Source organism: Olsenella sp. DNF00959 (assembly GCF_001553055.1).
In the GTDB taxonomy this organism is placed as follows: domain Bacteria; phylum Actinomycetota; class Coriobacteriia; order Coriobacteriales; family Atopobiaceae; genus Olsenella_I; species Olsenella_I phocaeensis.
On sequence record NZ_KQ960123.1, the window covers coordinates 75,857 to 93,365 of the forward strand.

Consider the following 17,509-nt stretch of genomic DNA (forward strand, 5'->3'; position numbering starts at 1 on the left):
GACTTCTGCCGTTGCAGAAAATCTAAGTGCCGTCTGTAAGATTTTTTCTCTCTCGTTGTATAAGGAATCGGTTCTGGGTATTATTCACAGCGTTGGCTGAGCGACAGGGTCAGCGGTGGCCCTGCCTGCGAATCGGGCATCTGCGATGCCCCCAAGAAGGAGGAACTCACCATGACTCTTAAGCCTTTGGGCGACCGCGTCCTCGTCAAGCCCGCCCCCAAGGAGGAGAAGACCTCGACCGGTCTCTACATCTCTTCCGGCGCGCAGGAGAAGCCCCAGCGCGGCGAGGTCATCGCCGTCGGCGCCGGCAAGCTCAACGACAAGGGCGAGCGCATCGCCGTCGACGTCCAGGTGGGCGACCAGGTCTTCTATGGCAAGTTCGGCGGCAACGACGTCAAGCTCGACGGCGAGGACTACCTGCTCCTCCGTGCCGACGACATCTACGCCATCATCAGCGAGTAGCTCTTAGCAGGCAGGCACAGGACGCTCGCCTCCCGCGAGCGAGACTTTGGAGGTACACAGAATGGCCAAGGACATCTCTTTTGGCACCGACGCGCGCGCCAAGCTCGCCAAGGGCGTGAACACGCTGGCTGACGCCGTCACCACCACCCTCGGGCCCAAGGGCCGCTACGTCGCCCTTCAGCGCTCCTACGGCGCTCCCACGATCACCAACGACGGCGTCTCCGTCGCCAAGGAGATCGAGCTCAAGGACCCCGTCGAGAACATGGGTGCCCAGCTGGTGAAGGAGGTCGCCACCAAGACCAACGACACCGTGGGTGACGGCACCACCACCGCGACCCTGCTCGCCCAGGTCATCGTCAACGAGGGCCTGCGCAACGTCGCCGCCGGCGCCAACCCCATCGCGATTCGCCGCGGCATCGACAAGGCCGTCGCCGCCGCCGTCGACCAGATGAAGGTCGCCTCGCAGGACGTCTCGACCAAGGAGCAGATCGCCGCCGTCGGCACCATCTCGGCCGGCGACCCCCAGATTGGCAACAAGATCTCTGACGCCATGGACGTCGTGGGCAAGGACGGCGTCATCACCGTCGACGAGTCCCAGACCTTCGGCATCGACATCGACACCGTCGAGGGCATGCAGTTCGACAAGGGCTACATCTCGCCCTACTTCGCCACCGAGAACGACACCATGACGGCGGAGCTCCAGAACCCCTACGTCCTGATGACCGACCAGAAGGTCAGCAACATCCAGGACATCCTGCCCGTGCTCGAGGCGATTCAGAAGAGCGGCTCCCCGCTGCTGATCATCGCCGAGGACGTGGACGGCGAGGCCCTGGCCACCCTGATCCTCAACAAGCTCCGCGGCACCCTCAACGTCGCCGCCGTGAAGGCCCCCGGCTACGGTGACCGTCGCAAGCGCATGCTCGAGGACATCGCCATCGTCACCGGCGGCCAGGTTGCCATGAAGGAGCTCGGCGTCGAGCTCTCTGACATCACCGCCGAGATGCTGGGCCGCGCCAAGTCCGTCAAGATCACCAAGGACAACACCACGATCGTCGACGGCGCGGGCTCCAAGGAGGCCATCCAGGAGCGTATTGGCCAGATTAACTCCGAGATCGAGCACACCGACTCCGACTTCGACAAGGAGAAGCTCCAGGAGCGTAAGGCCAAGCTGGCCGGCGGCGTCGCCGTCATCAAGGTCGGCGCGGCCACCGAGGTCGAGCTGAAGGAGATCAAGCACCGCATCGAGGACGCGCTGCAGGCCACCCGCGCGGCCGTCGAGGAGGGCATCGTCGCCGGTGGCGGTGTCGCGTTCCTGCAGGCCGCCAAGGCCCTCGACACCGTCGAGGTCGCTGATGACGACGAGCGCATCGGCGTCGAGATTATCCGCAAGGCGCTCTCTGCCCCCGTCCGCACGATCGCTGCCAACGCCGGCTTCGAGGGCTCCGTCGTGGTCGAGAAGATCAAGAGTCTGCCCGAGGGCGAGGGCCTGAACTCTGCGAACGGCGAGTGGGGCGACATGATCGAGATGGGCGTCCTCGACCCCGTCAAGGTCACCCGCACCACCCTGCAGAACGCTGCCTCCGTGGCGTCCCTGATCCTCATCACCGAGGCCACCGTCTCGGACGAGCCCAAGGACACCACCATCGAGGACGCGATCTCCCGTGCCGCCGCTGCCGGCGGACAGGGTGGCGGCATGTACTAAGCCGCAGGTCTCAGAGCCAGACAGTGATAGGCGCCCCATGGCTTCGACCATGGGGCGCCTTCTTGCATCCTTGGACAGAGCCTTCCGATTTGCCTGTAGCCATTCGGGATCTGTCCGCCTGCGGGTCCAGGGCTACCGTTGGCACAAAAGCGCCCTTGGATTGTGTGGGAGTTGGAAGGTCGTTGGGCGCCATTTCTGTAACTGGCGCTACAATCGCGCAAACGCCAGAAAGAAATAACAGCTTAGGCTACGCATCCACTTGTATGTATTAGCAACTGCTCATGCATGTGGAAATCACTTGCTCTTATGGCCGATGCCATTCCTGGCGTATGTGCAACTCATTGGGGTGCCAGCATAAGGCGCATGACGCAAAGGGCGTCGCGCTGCCCCGGGGCGGAGGAGGAGACATGGAACTGCACGAGCGAATCGACCATACCAACCTCAAGCAGAACGCTACTGAGCAGGATCTCGCCAGGCTCTGCGACGAGGCGCGCGAGTACGGCTTTGCGACCGTCTCGATCAATGGCTGCTGGACCTCATTTGCCGCAAAGCGACTCGAGGGTTCCGGTGTCGGCGTCACCACCTGCATCGGCTTCCCTCTGGGCGCGGCCACCACGGCGGGCAAGGCAGCCGAGGCTCGGCAGGCGGTCATCGACGGCACGACCGAGATTGACATGGTCATCAACGTCGGAAAGCTCATCGATGGTGACGACGACTACGTCGTCAACGACGTTGCGGAAGTCGTGAAGGCAGCCGACGGCCACCCCGTCAAAGTCATTCTCGAGTGCTGCCTGCTTGACGACGAGCAAATCGTTCGCGCCTGCAAGGACTGCGTGAAGGCCGGCGCCTCCTTCGTCAAGACGAGCACTGGGTTCAGCACGGGAGGGGCCACGGTCGAGGACGTGCGCCTCATGCGCCAGACCGTTGGAAATGCCTGCAAGATCAAGGCGGCGGGTGGAATCCACAGCAAGGATGAGGCCCTTGCCATGGTGGAGGCCGGCGCAGATCGCCTTGGCACCAGCGCAAGCGTCGCCATCGTCAGCTAGTCGTTCGGCGTCGGGAGTCTCCTGCCGTCTGCCATATCCTGCCTGCGTCCCAGGTCGGGCTTGTGCGCTTGCCAAGTCCGACTCGGGATTGCTCGTTCTTGGACACGTCTACTAAACAGTAGCTTATAAAACTAAACATATTCTCAAGATAGTTTGATGGGACAAATGGTTTCGTATCAAACTATGTATCACATTATGAAAATACAAATAAGGACAGTAATTTTTATAAAGAAGCAGCTACAAGAAGACAAGATTAGCAACTCACAATCACCTATGCATGAGAACACTCATCAGACATGCCACTTGCGGCGAGCTAGCGACCGCTCATAACTGTTTTTCTTATGCTTGATGAATATAAACATATGCTATTCAAGACGTTTATCTGAGAGGTCACTGACCCTTTCACGCAAGCATACGGCACACACAGAGAGATAGGTGATTTGATGGCCAAGAGGGTCTTCCTCGTCGTATTGGACAGCTTCGGAATCGGAGAGGAACCCGACGCGGCGGAGTATGGCGACGAGGGAAGCAACACCCTCTGTGCCTGTGCGACGAGTCCGTTCTTCCACATGCCCAACCTCCGCGACCTCGGGCTCTTCAACATCGAGGGCGCGCTTGACTCCGTCTACGACGTGGACATCGCTCCCATCGAGGCCCCGAAGGGTGCCTTTGGAAGGTTGCGCGAGGCGTCCAAGGGCAAGGACACCACCGTTGGCCACTGGGAGATGGCGGGCGTCATCTCGCCTGAGCGCTTTCCGACCTATCCCAACGGTTTCCCCGCGGACGTCATCGAGGAGTTTGAGCGTCTGACCGGTCGCAAGGTGCTGTGCAACAAGCCCTATTCGGGCACCGAGGTCATTCGTGACTATGGCAGGGAGATGGTCGAGACCGGCTCCCTCATCGTCTACACCTCCGCGGACAGCGTCTTCCAGATCGCCGCGCACGAGGACGTCGTCCCCTGCGAGCAGCTCTATGAGTACTGCCGCATGGCCCGCTCGATCCTGACTGGGAAGAACGGCGTCGCCCGCGTCATCGCCCGTCCCTTCGTGGGCGAGGACGGCAACTACACGAGGACGTCGCATAGACATGACTTCTCGCTGGAGCCCACGGGGCAGACGATGCTCGACATTCTGAGCGCCAACGGGACCGACGTCATCTCCGTGGGGAAGATCTTTGACATCTTTGCCCACCGTGGCATCAAGGAGTCCATTCCCACCTCGGGTAACCCCGAGGGCATCGAACGCACCATCGAGCTCCTTGACAGGGACTTCGAGGGCCTCTGCTTCGTGAACCTCGTGGACACCGACATGATCTACGGTCATCGCAACGACGTGGACGGCTATGCGAAGGCACTTGCCTACTTCGACGAGCACGTGCCCACCATCCTGGGCAAGCTGCGCGAGGACGACCTCTTCATGGTCACCGCCGACCATGGCTGCGATCCCGTGACCCCCTCCACCGACCATTCGCGCGAGTACGTTCCCTGGGTCATCGCGGGGCCTCGCGTGAAGGCCGGCACAGACCTCAAGACCAGTGGCACCTTTGCCGACATCTCGGCCACCATCCTCGACTATCTCGGCGCACCGGCAGGCGACCACGGAACGTCCCGACTCGACCAGATCATGGAGGTAACAAAGAATGCCTAGCGTCCCCACCCCGCACAACGCCGCGCTCGAGGGCCAGATAGCCAAGACCGTCCTCATGCCGGGAGACCCGCTGCGCGCCAAGTACGTGGCCGATCACTTCCTCGAGGACGTCACCTGCTTCAACAGCGTCCGCAACATGCTGGGCTTCACGGGGAACTACCAGGGTCACCCCGTGTCGGTCATGGGCGGCGGCATGGGCATCCCCTCGATAGGAATCTACTCGTACGAGCTTTTCAACTTCTATGACGTGGACGCAATCATCCGCATCGGCAGCGCTGGCGGCCTCGCCGAGGGAGTCGCCCTGCGCGACCTGGTCGTGGGCCTGGGCGCGTGCACCGACTCAAACTACGCCGCACAGTTCAACCTGCCCGGGACCTATGCGCCCATCGCCGACTTCGGCCTCCTGCGTCGTGCCGTCCGCAAGGCGGAGGAACTGGGCGTCCCCACCCGAGTCGGCAACGTGCTCTCGGCCGACTCCTTCTACAACGCAGACCCCACGGTCAACGAGCGCTGGGCCTCAATGGGTGTCCTTGCGGTCGAGATGGAGTCTGCGGGCCTGTACCTCAATGCGGCGAAGGCCCACAAGAAGGCGCTCTGCCTCTGCACCATCTCGGACCTCCCGATGACGGGGGAGTCGCTGTCCGCCGACGAGAGGCAGACCAGCTTCACACAGATGATGGAGGTCGCGCTCTCCTTGGCCCTGCCCGAGGAGTAGTCGCCTCCGTGCGAGTGCGGCACCACATGGGGCGCAGGCCCCATGGACATATGCAAGCGGGGCAAGGCCCCCAGGGAAGTTCGAAGAAGGAGAAGGGACACGTTATGCTCAAAGCCGAAATCACGCGCAGGAACTTCCTGGGCGCCACGGCGGCCCTAGCGGCGACCGCAGGGCTTGCTGGTTGCGGTGGGGGCTCGGCCTCGACCACCGAGTCCGCCGGCGGTGCCGGAGCCGATGCCGCCAGCTACAAGATCGAGATGGTCACCGACACCGGTGGCGTGTCGGACCAGTCGTTCAACCAGAGCTCCTGGGAGGGTCTGCAGCAGCTCGAGTCCGACAAGGGCTGGGAGGTCAGCTACATCGAGTCGAAGCAGGAGTCCGACTACGCGACCAACCTCGACAAGGCCGTCGACGACGAGGCCAACCTCGTCTGGGGCATTGGCTTCAACATGGCCGACGCCGTCGCCCACTCCGCCCAGACCAACCCCGACGTCCAGTTCGCAATCATCGACAACGCATACGATGAATCCCAGTCCAACCTCACCGGCGTGACCTTCCGTGCGCAGGAGCCCTCCTTCCTGGTTGGCTACATCGCCGCACGTACCACGAAGACCAACAAGATCGGCTTCGTCGGTGGCATCACCGGCGTGGTCATCGACCAGTTCGACTACGGATACCGGGCTGGCGTCGACTACGCGAACAAGGAGGCTGGCACCAGCGTCGAGGTCCAGGGCCAGTACGCCGACAGCTTCTCCGATGCGGCCAAGGGCAAGGCGATCGCTTCCAAGATGTTCTCCGACGGGTGCGACATCGTGTTCCATGCCGCCGGTGGTGCGGGTGCGGGCGTCATCGAGGCGGCCAAGGAGGCAAACCAGTACGCGATCGGCGTTGACCGTGACCAGAACTACCTCGCTCCCGACAACGTCATCACCTCGGCCCTGAAGAGGGTCGACAAGGCCATCATCGAGGTCTCGACCCAGATCGAGGCGGGCACCCTCAAGGGCGGCTCCAACATCGAGCTGGGCTTCAAGGAGGACTGCGTCGGCATCCCCGAGAAGCACGACCTCATTGCCGATGACGTCTATCAGGCCGCGCTCGCGCTCTCCGAGAAGATCAAGGATGGCAGCATCGTACCACCCATGAACAAGGACTCCTACGACAAGTACGTGGCGAGCCTCTAGTCCGCAAGTCAAGAAGCACGCAGGGATGGGGCGCCCTGGCCTGATGGCGGGGTGCCTCATCCCTTGGATGCGACGCCAGGGGAGCAGAAAACATGGAAGTCAGTCCGGAATACGCCGTGCAGATGCATGGCATAGTCAAGACGTTCGGCTCGTTCCGAGCGCTTGACGGGGTTGACCTCGACGTCAGGAAGCAGTCCATCCACGCCATCCTGGGCGAGAACGGGGCGGGAAAGTCCACGCTCATGAACGTCCTGTACGGTCTGTACCAGGCCGACGGCGGAGAGCTCTTCCTCAACGGCGAGAAGGTAAGCATAAACAGCCCGACCGAGGCCATCAAACATGGGATCGGCATGGTCCACCAGCACTTCATGCTGGTGGAGAACTTCACCGTGACCGAGAACATCGTCTTGGGGGAGGAGGTGTGCGGCACGGCGGGCGTCCTCGACATGGCCAAGGCTCGACAGGAGGTCGTCAAGATCGTCGAGGAGTACGGCCTCGAGGTAGACCCGGACGCGCTCATCGAGGACATCACCGTGGGCATGCAGCAGCGCGTCGAGATACTCAAGGCACTCTACCGCGGGGCAGACACCCTCATCCTAGACGAACCGACCGCAGTCCTCACGCCCCAGGAGATCGGCCAGCTGATCAAGATCATGCGCGACCTCGTCAGCAAGGGCAAGACGATCATCATCATCACGCACAAGCTCAAGGAGATCATGTCGTCCGCCGACGAGTGCACCATCATTCGCCGCGGTCGCTACATGGGAACCGTGGACGTGGCGCAGACCAACGAGGCGGAGCTCGCCTCCAAGATGGTCGGTCGCCACGTCAACCTCCACGTCGAGAAGTCGCCCGCCAGGCCGGGCGAGACCGTGCTCTCGATACGCGACCTGCACGTCAAGGACGACCGTGGGATCGAGGTCGTGAAGGGCCTCTCGCTCGACGTGCATGCGGGCGAGATCGTGGGCATCGCCGGCATCGACGGCAACGGACAGCGCGAGTTCGTGGACGCCATAGACAACCTCGTGCATGCGGAGTCGGGAACGATCGAGGTAAAGGGCAAGCAGATTCAGAACACCACGCCCAGGAACACCATCGAGACTGGCGTGGCCACCGTGCCCTCAGACCGCCATCGCTGGGGTCTCGTCCTGCCCTTCAGCGTCGCCGAGAACTCGGTTCTCGAGCGTCACAACGAAGAGCGCTTCGGCAAGGGCATCATGCTCGACCTGGCAAAGGTCGAGGAGTTCGCTCGCGGCCTCATCGAGGAGTATGACATCCGTCCCGAGGGCTGCGAGTCCCAGCCGGCCGCAGGCCTGTCTGGAGGCAACCAGCAGAAGGTCATCATCGCCCGCGAGGTCTCTGGTGAGCCTGACCTGCTCGTGGCCGTCCAGCCCACGCGAGGCCTGGACGTCGGCGCCATCGAGTTCGTGCACAAGTCGTTGATTCGCGAGCGCGACCGCGGCGCCGCCATCCTCCTCGTCTCGCTCGAGCTCGACGAGGTCATGGACGTGTCCGACACAATCGCCGTCATACACGACGGGCAGATCGTTGGCAGCTTCGAGCAGGGAACGGTCACCGAGGAGCAGATCGGCCTCCTGATGGCAGGAGGAGGGAGCAAATGAAAACCATCGTCAAGCTATTGAGGAAGCCCATCGCGGCATCGATACTGGCAATCGCCGTAGGCTTCCTGATCGCAGCCATAGTGCTCGCGATCGCGGGCTATGCGCCCGGACCGTCCTTCGCGGCCCTGTTTAACGGCATGATCGGCAAGCCCAAGTACATCTCCAACGTCGTCATCAAGGCAACCCCCCTGATTCTGACCGGCACGGCCGTGGCCTTCGCCTTCAAGACGGGCCTCTTCAACATCGGTGCCGAAGGCCAGTACGTGACTGGCACCATCTGCGCGGCGATCGTTGGCATCAGCTGCGACTTCCCGCCCGTCTTGCAGGTCCCCCTCGTCATTCTCGCGGGGACGCTCGGCGGGGCCGCATGTGGCGCCCTCGTTGGCTGGCTCAAGGCGAAGTTCGGGATAAACGAGGTCATCACCAGCATCATGCTCAACTGGATCAGCCTCTACGCCTGCAACTTCGTGGTCAACGTGCCCGCCTTCCACCAGCCGGAGTCGACGAGCACCTATGCCGTCAATCCTTCCAGCTACACCATGATCCTCCCCAAGTGGAAGCTCTCGGAGGAGGGGCTCGCCACCCTCAAGGGGACCCCCTGGCTCTACGAGGTGCTCGTGAAGACTGACGTCAACGTGGGCATCCTCATCGCGGTGGCCTGTGCCATACTCATCGCAGTGCTGCTGAAGCGCACCAAGATGGGCTACGAGATGCGCGCCGTGGGCCTCAACCGCGAGGCGGCCCAGTTCGCCGGTATCAACGTGAACCGCAACATAGTCACCTGCATGCTCATCTCGGGTTCCCTCTGCGGCCTGGCGGGCGCTCTGGCAGTGACCGGCTTGGAGCCGCATAACATATCCACCCTGGCCGCATTCGAGAACAATGGCTTCAACGGCCTCTCGGTGGCCTTCATTGCCGGCTCCTCGCCCATAGGGTGCATCTTCGCCGGGTTCCTGTTCAGCGGCCTCATCTATGGCGGGCAGAGCGTCCAGCAGGTCATGGGGGCGCCATCCGACATCATCAACATCATGATCGGCACCATCGTGTTCCTCATGGCCCTCTCGCAGGTTGTTCCCATGGTTGCCGATTGGCTTGAGCGCAGGGAGAAGGGGGTCGCAAATGCCTAGCAGCCTGTTTCTACTCATCGGCATCACCCTCATGTACTCGACGCCGCTCGTGTTCGGCGCCCTCTCGGGCGTCATCTCGGAGCGCTCGGGCGTCGTGAACATCGGCATAGAGGGCATGATGATGGTCGGAGCCTTCACGGCCTCTGCCGTCTCGTACTTCACCGGGAACCCTTGGCTGGGCTTTCTGGCCGCAGGCCTCACCGGTGCGATCATTGCCCTCCTCCATGCCTTCGCGTCCATCACCTTCAGGGCTGACCAGACGGTCTCGGGCGTCGCAATCAACCTCCTGGCGCCCGGGCTCGCCCTCTTCTTCTGCCGCCGCCTCTTTGACAACGCGGCAATGACACCCGTCTACACCACGCTGCCCAAGCTCTTCGGCGACAAGGCCCTTGCCGGCACGCCGTACGCGAGCCTCAACGTGGACGTGACGGTTGCCCTGGGCCTAGTTGCCGCGGTGATCATGTGGTTCGTCCTCTACAAGACCAAGTGGGGCCTGCGCGTCCGCGCCGTGGGCGAGCACCCTGCTGCCGCCGACACCCTGGGCATAAACGTCGAGCGCACGCGCTACGTCTGCGTGATCGTCTCGGGCATGCTGGCGGGTTTCGGCGGCGCTTCGGTCACGCTGGCCATCGTCTCGCAGTTCACCCAGACGGCCATCAGCGGCCAGGGCTTCATCGCGCTCGCCGCCGTCATCTTCGGCAAGTGGAGGCCGCATGGAGCCTACGGTGCCTGCCTGCTGTTTGGCCTGGCCCAGGCCCTCACCGTGATACTGGGCGGTGGTGACATCGCAATCCCCAGCCAGCTCATGGCGATGCTGCCCTACATCCTGACCATCATCGTGCTGGTGCTCTTCGTGGGTCGCTCCGTGGCACCCAAGGCCGATGGCGTGCCCTACAGGAAGGGTGCGCGCTAGCATGTCGTGCGGTACGGGGACCTCTCGGGCTACGGGAGTCCGAAGGAAGACCGTCGGGGCACCTCGCAGCCAGCCGAGCGCCCCGTCAAGGGAGGCATGATGGACGAGGTAGCGCTCGTTCGGGAGGCCATCGCCGCGCGAGAGGAGGCATACGCCCCGTACTCGCACTTCTCCGTGGGTGCCGCCCTTCTCGACTCGGAGGGCAGGGTGTGGCGTGGCTGCAACATCGAAAATGCGTCCTACACGCCCACGAACTGCGCGGAGCGTACCGCGTTCTTCAAGGCGGTGAGCGAGGGGGCGAGGGAATTCGAGGCCATCGCCATCGTCGGTGGGGCCGAGGGGCTTCCCATCAGCAACTGGTGTGCGCCCTGTGGCGTGTGCCGCCAGGTGATGGAGGAGTTCTGCGACCCTCGGAGCTTCAGGGTGGTGCTGGCCGCCTCGCCGCGCCAGATCAGGACCTATCTGTTGGAAGACCTGCTGCCGCTGGGCTTTGGCCCCCATGACCTCGAGGCGGCGCAAAGGGAGGCTGATGGCCAATGAGGATGTACGACGTCATCGAGACCAAGCGCAATGGCGGGGAGCTGAGCGACGAGCAGATCAAGTTCTTCGTCGACGGCTATGTCTCGGGCCAGATACCCGACTATCAGGCCTCTGCCCTGTGCATGGCCATCTACTTCAGGGGGATGAGCGCTCGCGAGACTGCGACGCTCACCATGGACATGGTCGCGTCGGGCGACGTGGTGGACCTCTCTCCCATTCCCGGCATCAAGGTAGACAAGCATTCCACCGGTGGCGTGGGCGACAAGACCTCGCTGGTCGTCGCGCCCATCGTTGCCTCGCTTGGAGTGAAGACCGCCAAGATGAGCGGCCGTGGGCTGGGACACACGGGCGGCACCCTTGACAAGCTCGAGTCCATTCCCGGCCTCTCCACCTCGGTTGAGCGCGACCGCTTCGTGAGGATCGTGAGCGAGGTCGGCGTGGCCATCATCGGCCAGACGGGCAACCTCGTCCCGGCTGACAAGAAGCTCTATGCCCTGCGCGACGTTACCGCCACCGTCGACAGCCTGCCGCTCATTGCCTCCAGCATCATGAGCAAGAAGATAGCGGCTGGTTCCGACAAGATCCTCCTCGATGTCAAGTGCGGCAGCGGGGCGTTCATGAAGACCGTCGACGACGCCATAGAGCTGGCTCGGTCAATGGTCGAGATCGGCGAGCACGTCGGCCGCACCACCGTCGCGATGATCACCGACATGGGCAGGCCTCTGGGCAACTGCATAGGTAATGCCCTGGAGGTGGCCGAGGCTGCGGCGACTCTGCAGGGCAGGGGTCCCAAGGACCTGACCGACATCTGCGTCGAGCTGGCGGGCAACATGCTCTTCCTGGCGGGCAAGGGCCAGATGGACGACTGCCGTCGCCTGGCGCGCGAGCAGATCTCCAACGGAGAGGGCTTCGCGAAGCTCAAGGAGATGGTTGCCGCCCAGGGCGGTGACGCCTCCCTGCTCGACGACGCCTTCGGCAGTCTCGTGCAGCCGCGCGTGGCCCGTGAGGTGTGCGCGCAGCGCTCTGGCTGGCTCTATGCGATGGACACCGAGCGCTGTGGCATAGCGTCGGTGGCGCTGGGTGCCGGTCGTGCGCGCAAGGAGGACGCGATAGACTACTCCGCGGGCATCGTCCTGGCCAAGAAGAGTGGTGACGCCGTCGCTGAGGGGGACCTGCTCGCAACGCTGTATGCCGCCGACGAGGCGCTGTGCGACGAGGGGGAGCGCATCCTTCTCTCCGCGCTGGACATTCGCACGGAGGAGCCCACGGCCATCCCGCTGTTCCACGCGCGCGTTACGCGCGACGGGGTCGAGCGCTTGGATGCATAGGCGATAGTCCTGCCGGGTTACGACGATTTCTGTGGGCACGGGGGATGCGGGCGGTGCGGGAATGCCGTCGCGTCCCCCGTACGCATGCGGTCCGCTGCACGACGTCGTCGCGCGTCGTCTGCGACATGGACGGGGGAGAGGGATGCTGGCGATTCTGGTGGGTCTTGTGCCCGCGTTCGGCTTTGGCCTCATGGGCTGCGTTTCGCAGTTGGTGGGCGGCAGCGTCGCAAACAAGCAACTGGGGCTTGCCCTCCCTACGCTGCCTCTCGCCCTTGTCATGTCGCTGGTCCGTCCGGTCGCCTGGTCGTCGGGGCTTGTCGTGGCGGCCGCCATCGATGGTATTGCCTGGAGCGCGTCGGAGGCCCTGCTTCTCTATAGCTTTGGCATCCTGGGCGTGTCGCGCTCGGTGCCCGTGTCTACTGGCGTCCAGCTCCTGGGCACGTCGGCGATTGGCGTGCTGTTCCTTGGTGAGTGGCGGGGGCAGTCCCAGCTGGCCTTGGGCCTGCTCGCCCTCGTGCTCGTGGCTGCGGGCGTGGTTCTCTGCTCTCGCGAGGACGCATCCGCCATCGAGTCCGCCGCATCTCGTCCTGGGCACGAGGGCTGGTCGGCGAACGCACGAGGCATGGCCTGCGTCATGCTGTCCGCCGGTCTGAGCGTCGCCTATGCCTCGACGAGCAGCATCTTTGCCGTCGATGCCCTGGACCTCCTGCTGCCGCAGTCACTGTTCATGGTCGCAAGCTCGTTCGCGGTAGGGCTCGTCTCATCCAAGGGCAGGCTGGTCGGCAGCCCTGAGGCGGTTCTCGGACGCAAGACTTGGGAGAACATGCTCGCGGGAGCGCTTTTCGCCATCGCGAACGCATGTGTTCTGCTGTCCAACCAGATGAACGGCCTCGCCGTGGGTTGGACCCTTGCCCAGATGAACGTCATCGTGTCGACCGTTGGTGGCCTGGTCCTGCTCCACGAGCACAGGTCGGCCCGAGGCCTTGCCTTCGTCGTCACGGGCATGGCTCTGGTCACCTTTGGCGGCGTTCTTATTGGGCTGACCAAGGCCTGATGCCGGGTCGCCCATGGGCGAGGGCCGGCTGGCTTGGGGGCCCGCCTCGCGAACATGCCTAGGGCAGAATGCCTGTTTTCGGACGCACGTGAGCCAGGACGTCGCCCTGCGAGTCATTGTAGAAACCCTATCTGCACAAACGCAGATGACCTTTTCGCACGATAGACTTTCCACCGTCTCAAGCTCGCAAAAGCAACGCCTACTCCCCTGGCTCCCGCACGGACATGCCCAGGCGCATCCTCATGCTGCGGTCGTTGAGCGAGACGCGCGTGGCTCCGCGGGCGTTGGCGCAGGCCGATGCCGCCACCAGGCCTGCTTGTGCGCTGCGGCGCACGCCCAGGTCCTGCACCCAACCCCAGGCGATGCCTGCGGTCATTGCGTCCGAAAACTCGTTGGACTGGGGGATGGGGCCACCAGCCCAGGGCAGGAAGGCGCGCTCGGACTGACTGGCGCAGTACATTCCGCCCTCGTCCAAAGGGATGAACAGCGCGAGTGGGCCGCGCGAGAGAAGCTCGTCCGCTGCCGTGCGAATCGATGCCCTGTCGCGCAGCTCGCGGTCCAGCACCTCCCCCAGCAGCCTGACGTCCAACTTGACGAGCTCGGGTCGCTGTAGGTCGTCCTCCAGGGGCTGGCGCCTGTCGGTGGCGGAGGGCGCGAAGAAGAGTGGCGCATGCACGTTCTGCCAGAGGAAGGAGCGCGACTCGGGCGGGACGCTGGAGTCCACGACGCAGACGGCCGCTCGGTCAATCACGTCCAGGTGCGCAGCCAGGTAGTCTGCCGTCAGGAGCTCGAAGGCCTTGGCGTCCCTCAAGACGAGTCGGCGGGTTCCGTTGGGACGGGTCATGTAGACGTTGGATGCGGTCTCGAGTCCGCGCGACACGAGGGAGTCGCTGATGTCCACCCCGTCGCGTCGGCAGCCATCCATGAGTCGCTCGGCGTTTGCGTCATCGCCAAAGACGGACACGAGCCTCACCTGGCGGTCCAGGTGGGCCAGGAACTGTGCCACGCTGCGTGCCGATCCGCTGGCGACGCTGCGCACCGTGCCTTCGAGCTGCTCCGTGCCATCGGCATCGCGCTCGGGCCAGCCGATGACGTCGATGCACGCGGCTCCCACCACGGCGATGTAGGGACTCTCCTGCAGTATGTAGCGCCTGCCAAGGATAGCGCCCTTGCGTGTGAGGTTCGACACGTGCACGGCCACCGACGAGCGCGAGATGCGCGCCTTCTCGGCAAGCTCCTTCTGGGTGATGGAGGGGTTCTCTCGTATCCATCCCAGGATCTGGCGTTCCCTGTCGGTGATCATGGCGGCTCCAATCCACTAAGCATCAGTTTATAGGCTCAATGTGGTCACGGGCGAGAGGAGCCGCTGGCCTCGGGTTGCGTGCCGTCCGTGCCTGGCTCGCCGCCTCCGCTGGGAGGGCCGCGCTCCTCTCTGCCGTGGTAAAATGCCAGACTGCAAAAGGCGGACGCCGCAGCTAGAGGGGGAGGTTAGACGTGGCCGAGAAGCGTGACCTGCTCGATGACCTCATCGACATACAGCAGGACTGGGCAAGCGTCTCGAACCCCCTGGGTGGCATCGCCGACACCCTTGCCGCCGACCCGTCCAAGGTGAGGCAGTTCGACCCCTCCGAGTTCAAGGAGCGGCCGCGCGTCAACTCGATCTTCTGCCTGCGCGTCTCGTCCGGCAGGGATGACGTCTGCAGCCGCTGCCTGGACGTGTGCCCCGTGGATGCCATCCAGATCAAGGGCGCTGCCATAAAGGTGCTGGACAGCTGCCGCAAATGCGGGCTCTGCACCATGGCCTGCCCCACCGAGGCATTCCTGGTCCAGAGGATCATGGCCAAGCAGCTCTATGACAAGATCGTCCGCGTGGCCAGCGCCTACGAACAATGCTACGTGACCTGCACCCGCGCCATCGGTCGCCTGCCCAAGGACAACGAGGTGGTGCTGCCCTGCGTGGGCGCCATGCCTACCGAGGTCTGGCACGCCCTCCTGAGCGAGTTCGACAACGTGAGCGTCTACCTGCCCCTGGGCATCTGCGACCGCTGCCGCACCACCACGGGCGAAGCGGCGTATGTTGACCAGATTGGGCAGGCCGAGGAGTGGAGCGGCGGCTCGGTGGGCCTTGAGGTCGACGAGGGACAAATGACCCACGAGCAGACGCGCGCCTACAAGCGCGGCCAGTTCGTGAACAGCATGGTCCAGGCGGGCCAGACGGCCCTCCTTGCCGGTAACCCCTCGCTCCTGGGTGCCAAGGCGGTGGCCCAGCGCATCCAGGACCACTCGCGCAAGATCACCAGCATGCAGCGCGAGCTCGAGCACATGGTGGGCGACAAGACCACGGCCAACCGACGTCGCGTGCTCACGCAGAAGCGCAAGACCCTGCTCACCACCCTCCAGGGCCGGCCCCGTCTCGCGCGGCCCATCGTCCTGGACGTCCCCAGCTGCGATCCAAGCCGTTGCACCATGTGCGGGGACTGCGTCAAGGCCTGTCCCGTGCATGCCTGCGACCTCGACGCGGGAGGGCGCTTCTCCGTTGAGGCAGCCTATTGCCTCAACTGTGGGGCCTGCGCGAAGGTGTGCCCCGAGGGGGCCCTGACCATGGTGGCGGGCGACCCGCAACAGCTCGTGGTGCGCGACGAGGAGGCGGAGCGCCGTGCCAGGGCGGCGGCCAAGCAGCGGGAACAGGTCCAGAAGGCCAAGGAGGAGGGCAAGAGGCAGCTCAAGCGCGGTCTCGACATCCTCGAGCGCCTGGCGGACGACTAGAGACCAGCAAGGGCGGGGGACGCGGGCGTCCCTCGCATGGAATAGGAGTTGAGGACGTGGCACTTTCCATCGGCATCGTGGGCCTTCCCAACGTGGGCAAGTCGACCCTGTTCACCGCGCTCACGCGCAAGGGCGGTCTCGCGGCCAACTACCCCTTCGCGACGATCGACCCCAACGTGGGCATCGTGGACGTGCCGGACGCACGCTTGCAGAGGCTGACAGACATCGTGCATCCCGCACGCATCGTTCCGGCGACGGTCGAGTTCGTGGACATTGCCGGCCTGGTGAAGGGCGCAAACGAGGGAGAGGGGCTGGGCAACCAGTTCCTGTCCAACATTCGTAACACCGACGCTATCTGCGAGGTCGTGCGCTACTTTTCCGACCCCGACGTGGTGCATGTGGACGGGCGCGTCGACCCTGGCTCCGACGCCGACACCATCCAGACCGAGCTCGTCCTGGCGGACCTCGGCACGCTCGAGCGCGCCATCCCCAAGCTCGAGAAGGAGGCCAAGCGCGACAAGGAGAAGGCCCCCAACCTGGCCATCGCCAAGAGGCTCCAAGACTGGCTCAACGAGGGCAAGCGTGCGGCCGAGCTCGACATGAGCGACGACGAGCGCGCGGCGGCCCACGACCTCTTCCTCCTCACCATGAAGCCCATGCTCTATGTGGCCAACGTCGACGAGGACAAGGTCTCCGAGGTGCCCGCTCCCATCAACGGCCAGACGCCCATTCCCATCTGCGCTGAGGTCGAGGCGGAGCTCGCCGAGCTCGACGCCGAAGAGGCGGCCGAGTACCTCGAATCCCTGGGCTTGGAGCACAGCGGGCTCGAGACCCTGGCACAGGCCGCCTATCACCTGCTAGGACTGCAGAGCTACTTCACGGCGGGCGAGAAGGAGGTCAAGGCCTGGACGGTCCGCATCGGTGCCAAGGCACCCGAGGCCGCCGGCGTGATCCACTCCGACTTCGAGCGCGGCTTCATCAAGGCCAAGACCATCAGCTACGAGGACTACGTCGAGCTGGGCGGCGAGGCCGGCGCGCGTGAGGCTGGCCGCCTACGCATGGAGGGCAAGGACTACGTCGTCCAGGACGGCGACGTGATGGAGTTCATGTTCAACGTGTAGCGAGCTGGGTTGCTGAGCCTGCGGGCCGTGCGACCCTCGCAACCCCTCTCGCCCTGCGAATTTGCTCGTCGAGTGCGCAAGCTTAAGCCTTGCTACTTCGCGAGTGCGCAAGCTTAAGCCTTGCTGCTTCGCGAGTGCGCAAGCTTAAAGGCCGGAATTGCGCACTCGACGGCGAAGACCGCCCCTCTCGCCACGAAGGGCCAGGTGGCCGGAAGCCGAGTGCGCAAGCTGAAGCCTTCAGACTGCGCACTCGACGCTTGTCTGTGGGGGAGAGAGGCTTCGTTCT

The 17,509-nt window shown here is 64.0% G+C and carries 15 protein-coding genes; 14 read left to right on the plus strand and 1 reads right to left on the minus strand.

Annotated elements, in window-relative coordinates; translation table 11 throughout:
• Positions 1-171 precede the first annotated feature (171 nt).
• The 12 genes from groES to HMPREF1868_RS00410 all read left to right on the plus strand — a co-directional run bounded on the left by groES (position 172) and on the right by HMPREF1868_RS00410 (position 13,336).
• Entirely contained in the window at positions 172-462 is a 291-nt protein-coding gene (gene groES / locus HMPREF1868_RS00355) for a co-chaperone GroES (protein ID WP_009278109.1), read from the plus strand.
• 61 nt (positions 463-523) lie between these two features.
• Positions 524-2,164 (plus strand): chaperonin GroEL, encoded by a 1,641-nt coding sequence (groL, locus tag HMPREF1868_RS00360; RefSeq protein ID WP_009278108.1) that lies wholly within the window; start codon positions 524-526, stop codon positions 2,162-2,164.
• 407 nt (positions 2,165-2,571) lie between these two features.
• Positions 2,572-3,210, plus strand: coding sequence for a deoxyribose-phosphate aldolase (gene deoC / locus HMPREF1868_RS00365; protein WP_009278107.1), 639 nt, complete (start codon positions 2,572-2,574; stop codon positions 3,208-3,210).
• Between the two features lie 443 nt (positions 3,211-3,653).
• Positions 3,654-4,856 (plus strand): phosphopentomutase, encoded by a 1,203-nt coding sequence (locus tag HMPREF1868_RS00370; RefSeq protein WP_009278106.1) that lies wholly within the window; start codon positions 3,654-3,656, stop codon positions 4,854-4,856.
• Positions 4,849-5,571: a purine-nucleoside phosphorylase gene (deoD, locus tag HMPREF1868_RS00375; protein ID WP_009278105.1), complete on the plus strand. Its 723-nt coding sequence runs from the start codon at positions 4,849-4,851 to the stop codon at positions 5,569-5,571. Before HMPREF1868_RS00370 ends, deoD begins: the two co-directional genes overlap by 8 nt.
• Positions 5,572-5,675: 104 nt before the next feature.
• Positions 5,676-6,752 (plus strand): BMP family lipoprotein, encoded by a 1,077-nt coding sequence (locus HMPREF1868_RS00380; protein ID WP_062529393.1) that lies wholly within the window; start codon positions 5,676-5,678, stop codon positions 6,750-6,752.
• Between the two features lie 92 nt (positions 6,753-6,844).
• Positions 6,845-8,374, plus strand: coding sequence for an ABC transporter ATP-binding protein (locus HMPREF1868_RS00385; RefSeq protein ID WP_062529395.1), 1,530 nt, complete (start codon positions 6,845-6,847; stop codon positions 8,372-8,374).
• A complete protein-coding gene (locus tag HMPREF1868_RS00390; protein ID WP_062529397.1) occupies positions 8,371-9,501 on the plus strand; it encodes an ABC transporter permease in 1,131 nt (376 codons plus the stop codon). The genes HMPREF1868_RS00385 and HMPREF1868_RS00390 overlap by 4 nt, the downstream gene beginning before the upstream one ends.
• Positions 9,494-10,414 carry an ABC transporter permease gene (locus tag HMPREF1868_RS00395; protein ID WP_062529399.1) on the plus strand — a complete coding sequence of 307 codons (921 nt, stop codon included), beginning with the start codon at positions 9,494-9,496 and terminating at the stop codon, positions 10,412-10,414. Before HMPREF1868_RS00390 ends, HMPREF1868_RS00395 begins: the two co-directional genes overlap by 8 nt.
• Positions 10,415-10,513: 99 nt before the next feature.
• Positions 10,514-10,954 carry a cytidine deaminase gene (locus tag HMPREF1868_RS00400; RefSeq protein ID WP_062529401.1) on the plus strand — a complete coding sequence of 147 codons (441 nt, stop codon included), beginning with the start codon at positions 10,514-10,516 and terminating at the stop codon, positions 10,952-10,954.
• Positions 10,951-12,282, plus strand: a complete 1,332-nt coding sequence (locus HMPREF1868_RS00405; RefSeq protein ID WP_062529403.1) for a pyrimidine-nucleoside phosphorylase — start codon at positions 10,951-10,953, stop codon at positions 12,280-12,282. Before HMPREF1868_RS00400 ends, HMPREF1868_RS00405 begins: the two co-directional genes overlap by 4 nt.
• A gap of 142 nt (positions 12,283-12,424) precedes the next feature.
• Positions 12,425-13,336, plus strand: a complete 912-nt coding sequence (locus HMPREF1868_RS00410) for a GRP family sugar transporter (RefSeq protein ID WP_062529405.1) — start codon at positions 12,425-12,427, stop codon at positions 13,334-13,336.
• Positions 13,337-13,535: 199 nt separating this feature from the next.
• Here HMPREF1868_RS00410 and HMPREF1868_RS00415 read toward each other — a convergent pair whose 3' ends face one another.
• Positions 13,536-14,639, minus strand: coding sequence for a PfkB family carbohydrate kinase (locus HMPREF1868_RS00415; protein ID WP_009278097.1), 1,104 nt, complete (start codon positions 14,637-14,639; stop codon positions 13,536-13,538).
• Between the two features lie 191 nt (positions 14,640-14,830).
• Here HMPREF1868_RS00415 and HMPREF1868_RS00420 point away from each other — a divergent pair, with 191 nt between their 5' ends.
• Complete coding sequence (locus tag HMPREF1868_RS00420; protein ID WP_062529407.1) at positions 14,831-16,102, plus strand: 4Fe-4S binding protein; 1,272 nt, start codon at positions 14,831-14,833, stop codon at positions 16,100-16,102.
• A gap of 56 nt (positions 16,103-16,158) precedes the next feature.
• On the plus strand, positions 16,159-17,223 hold the full coding sequence (gene ychF / locus HMPREF1868_RS00425; RefSeq protein WP_062529409.1) for a redox-regulated ATPase YchF: 1,065 nt from the start codon (positions 16,159-16,161) through the stop codon (positions 17,221-17,223).
• Positions 17,224-17,509 lie beyond the last annotated feature (286 nt).

Excerpts from the sequence above, each read along its gene's own strand:
- groES (WP_009278109.1), top strand. The coding sequence starts at position 172 with ATGACTCTTAAGCCTTTGGGCGACCGCGTCCTCGTCAAGCCCGCCCCC.
- groL (WP_009278108.1), top strand. The coding sequence starts at position 524 with ATGGCCAAGGACATCTCTTTTGGCACCGACGCGCGCGCCAAGCTCGCC.
- deoC (WP_009278107.1), top strand. The coding sequence starts at position 2,572 with ATGGAACTGCACGAGCGAATCGACCATACCAACCTCAAGCAGAACGCT.
- HMPREF1868_RS00370 (WP_009278106.1), top strand. The coding sequence starts at position 3,654 with ATGGCCAAGAGGGTCTTCCTCGTCGTATTGGACAGCTTCGGAATCGGA.
- deoD (WP_009278105.1), top strand. The coding sequence starts at position 4,849 with ATGCCTAGCGTCCCCACCCCGCACAACGCCGCGCTCGAGGGCCAGATA.
- HMPREF1868_RS00380 (WP_062529393.1), top strand. The coding sequence starts at position 5,676 with ATGCTCAAAGCCGAAATCACGCGCAGGAACTTCCTGGGCGCCACGGCG.
- HMPREF1868_RS00385 (WP_062529395.1), top strand. The coding sequence starts at position 6,845 with ATGGAAGTCAGTCCGGAATACGCCGTGCAGATGCATGGCATAGTCAAG.
- HMPREF1868_RS00390 (WP_062529397.1), top strand. The coding sequence starts at position 8,371 with ATGAAAACCATCGTCAAGCTATTGAGGAAGCCCATCGCGGCATCGATA.
- HMPREF1868_RS00395 (WP_062529399.1), top strand. The coding sequence starts at position 9,494 with ATGCCTAGCAGCCTGTTTCTACTCATCGGCATCACCCTCATGTACTCG.
- HMPREF1868_RS00400 (WP_062529401.1), top strand. The coding sequence starts at position 10,514 with ATGGACGAGGTAGCGCTCGTTCGGGAGGCCATCGCCGCGCGAGAGGAG.
- HMPREF1868_RS00405 (WP_062529403.1), top strand. The coding sequence starts at position 10,951 with ATGAGGATGTACGACGTCATCGAGACCAAGCGCAATGGCGGGGAGCTG.
- HMPREF1868_RS00410 (WP_062529405.1), top strand. The coding sequence starts at position 12,425 with ATGCTGGCGATTCTGGTGGGTCTTGTGCCCGCGTTCGGCTTTGGCCTC.
- HMPREF1868_RS00415 (WP_009278097.1), bottom strand. The coding sequence starts at position 14,639 with ATGATCACCGACAGGGAACGCCAGATCCTGGGATGGATACGAGAGAAC.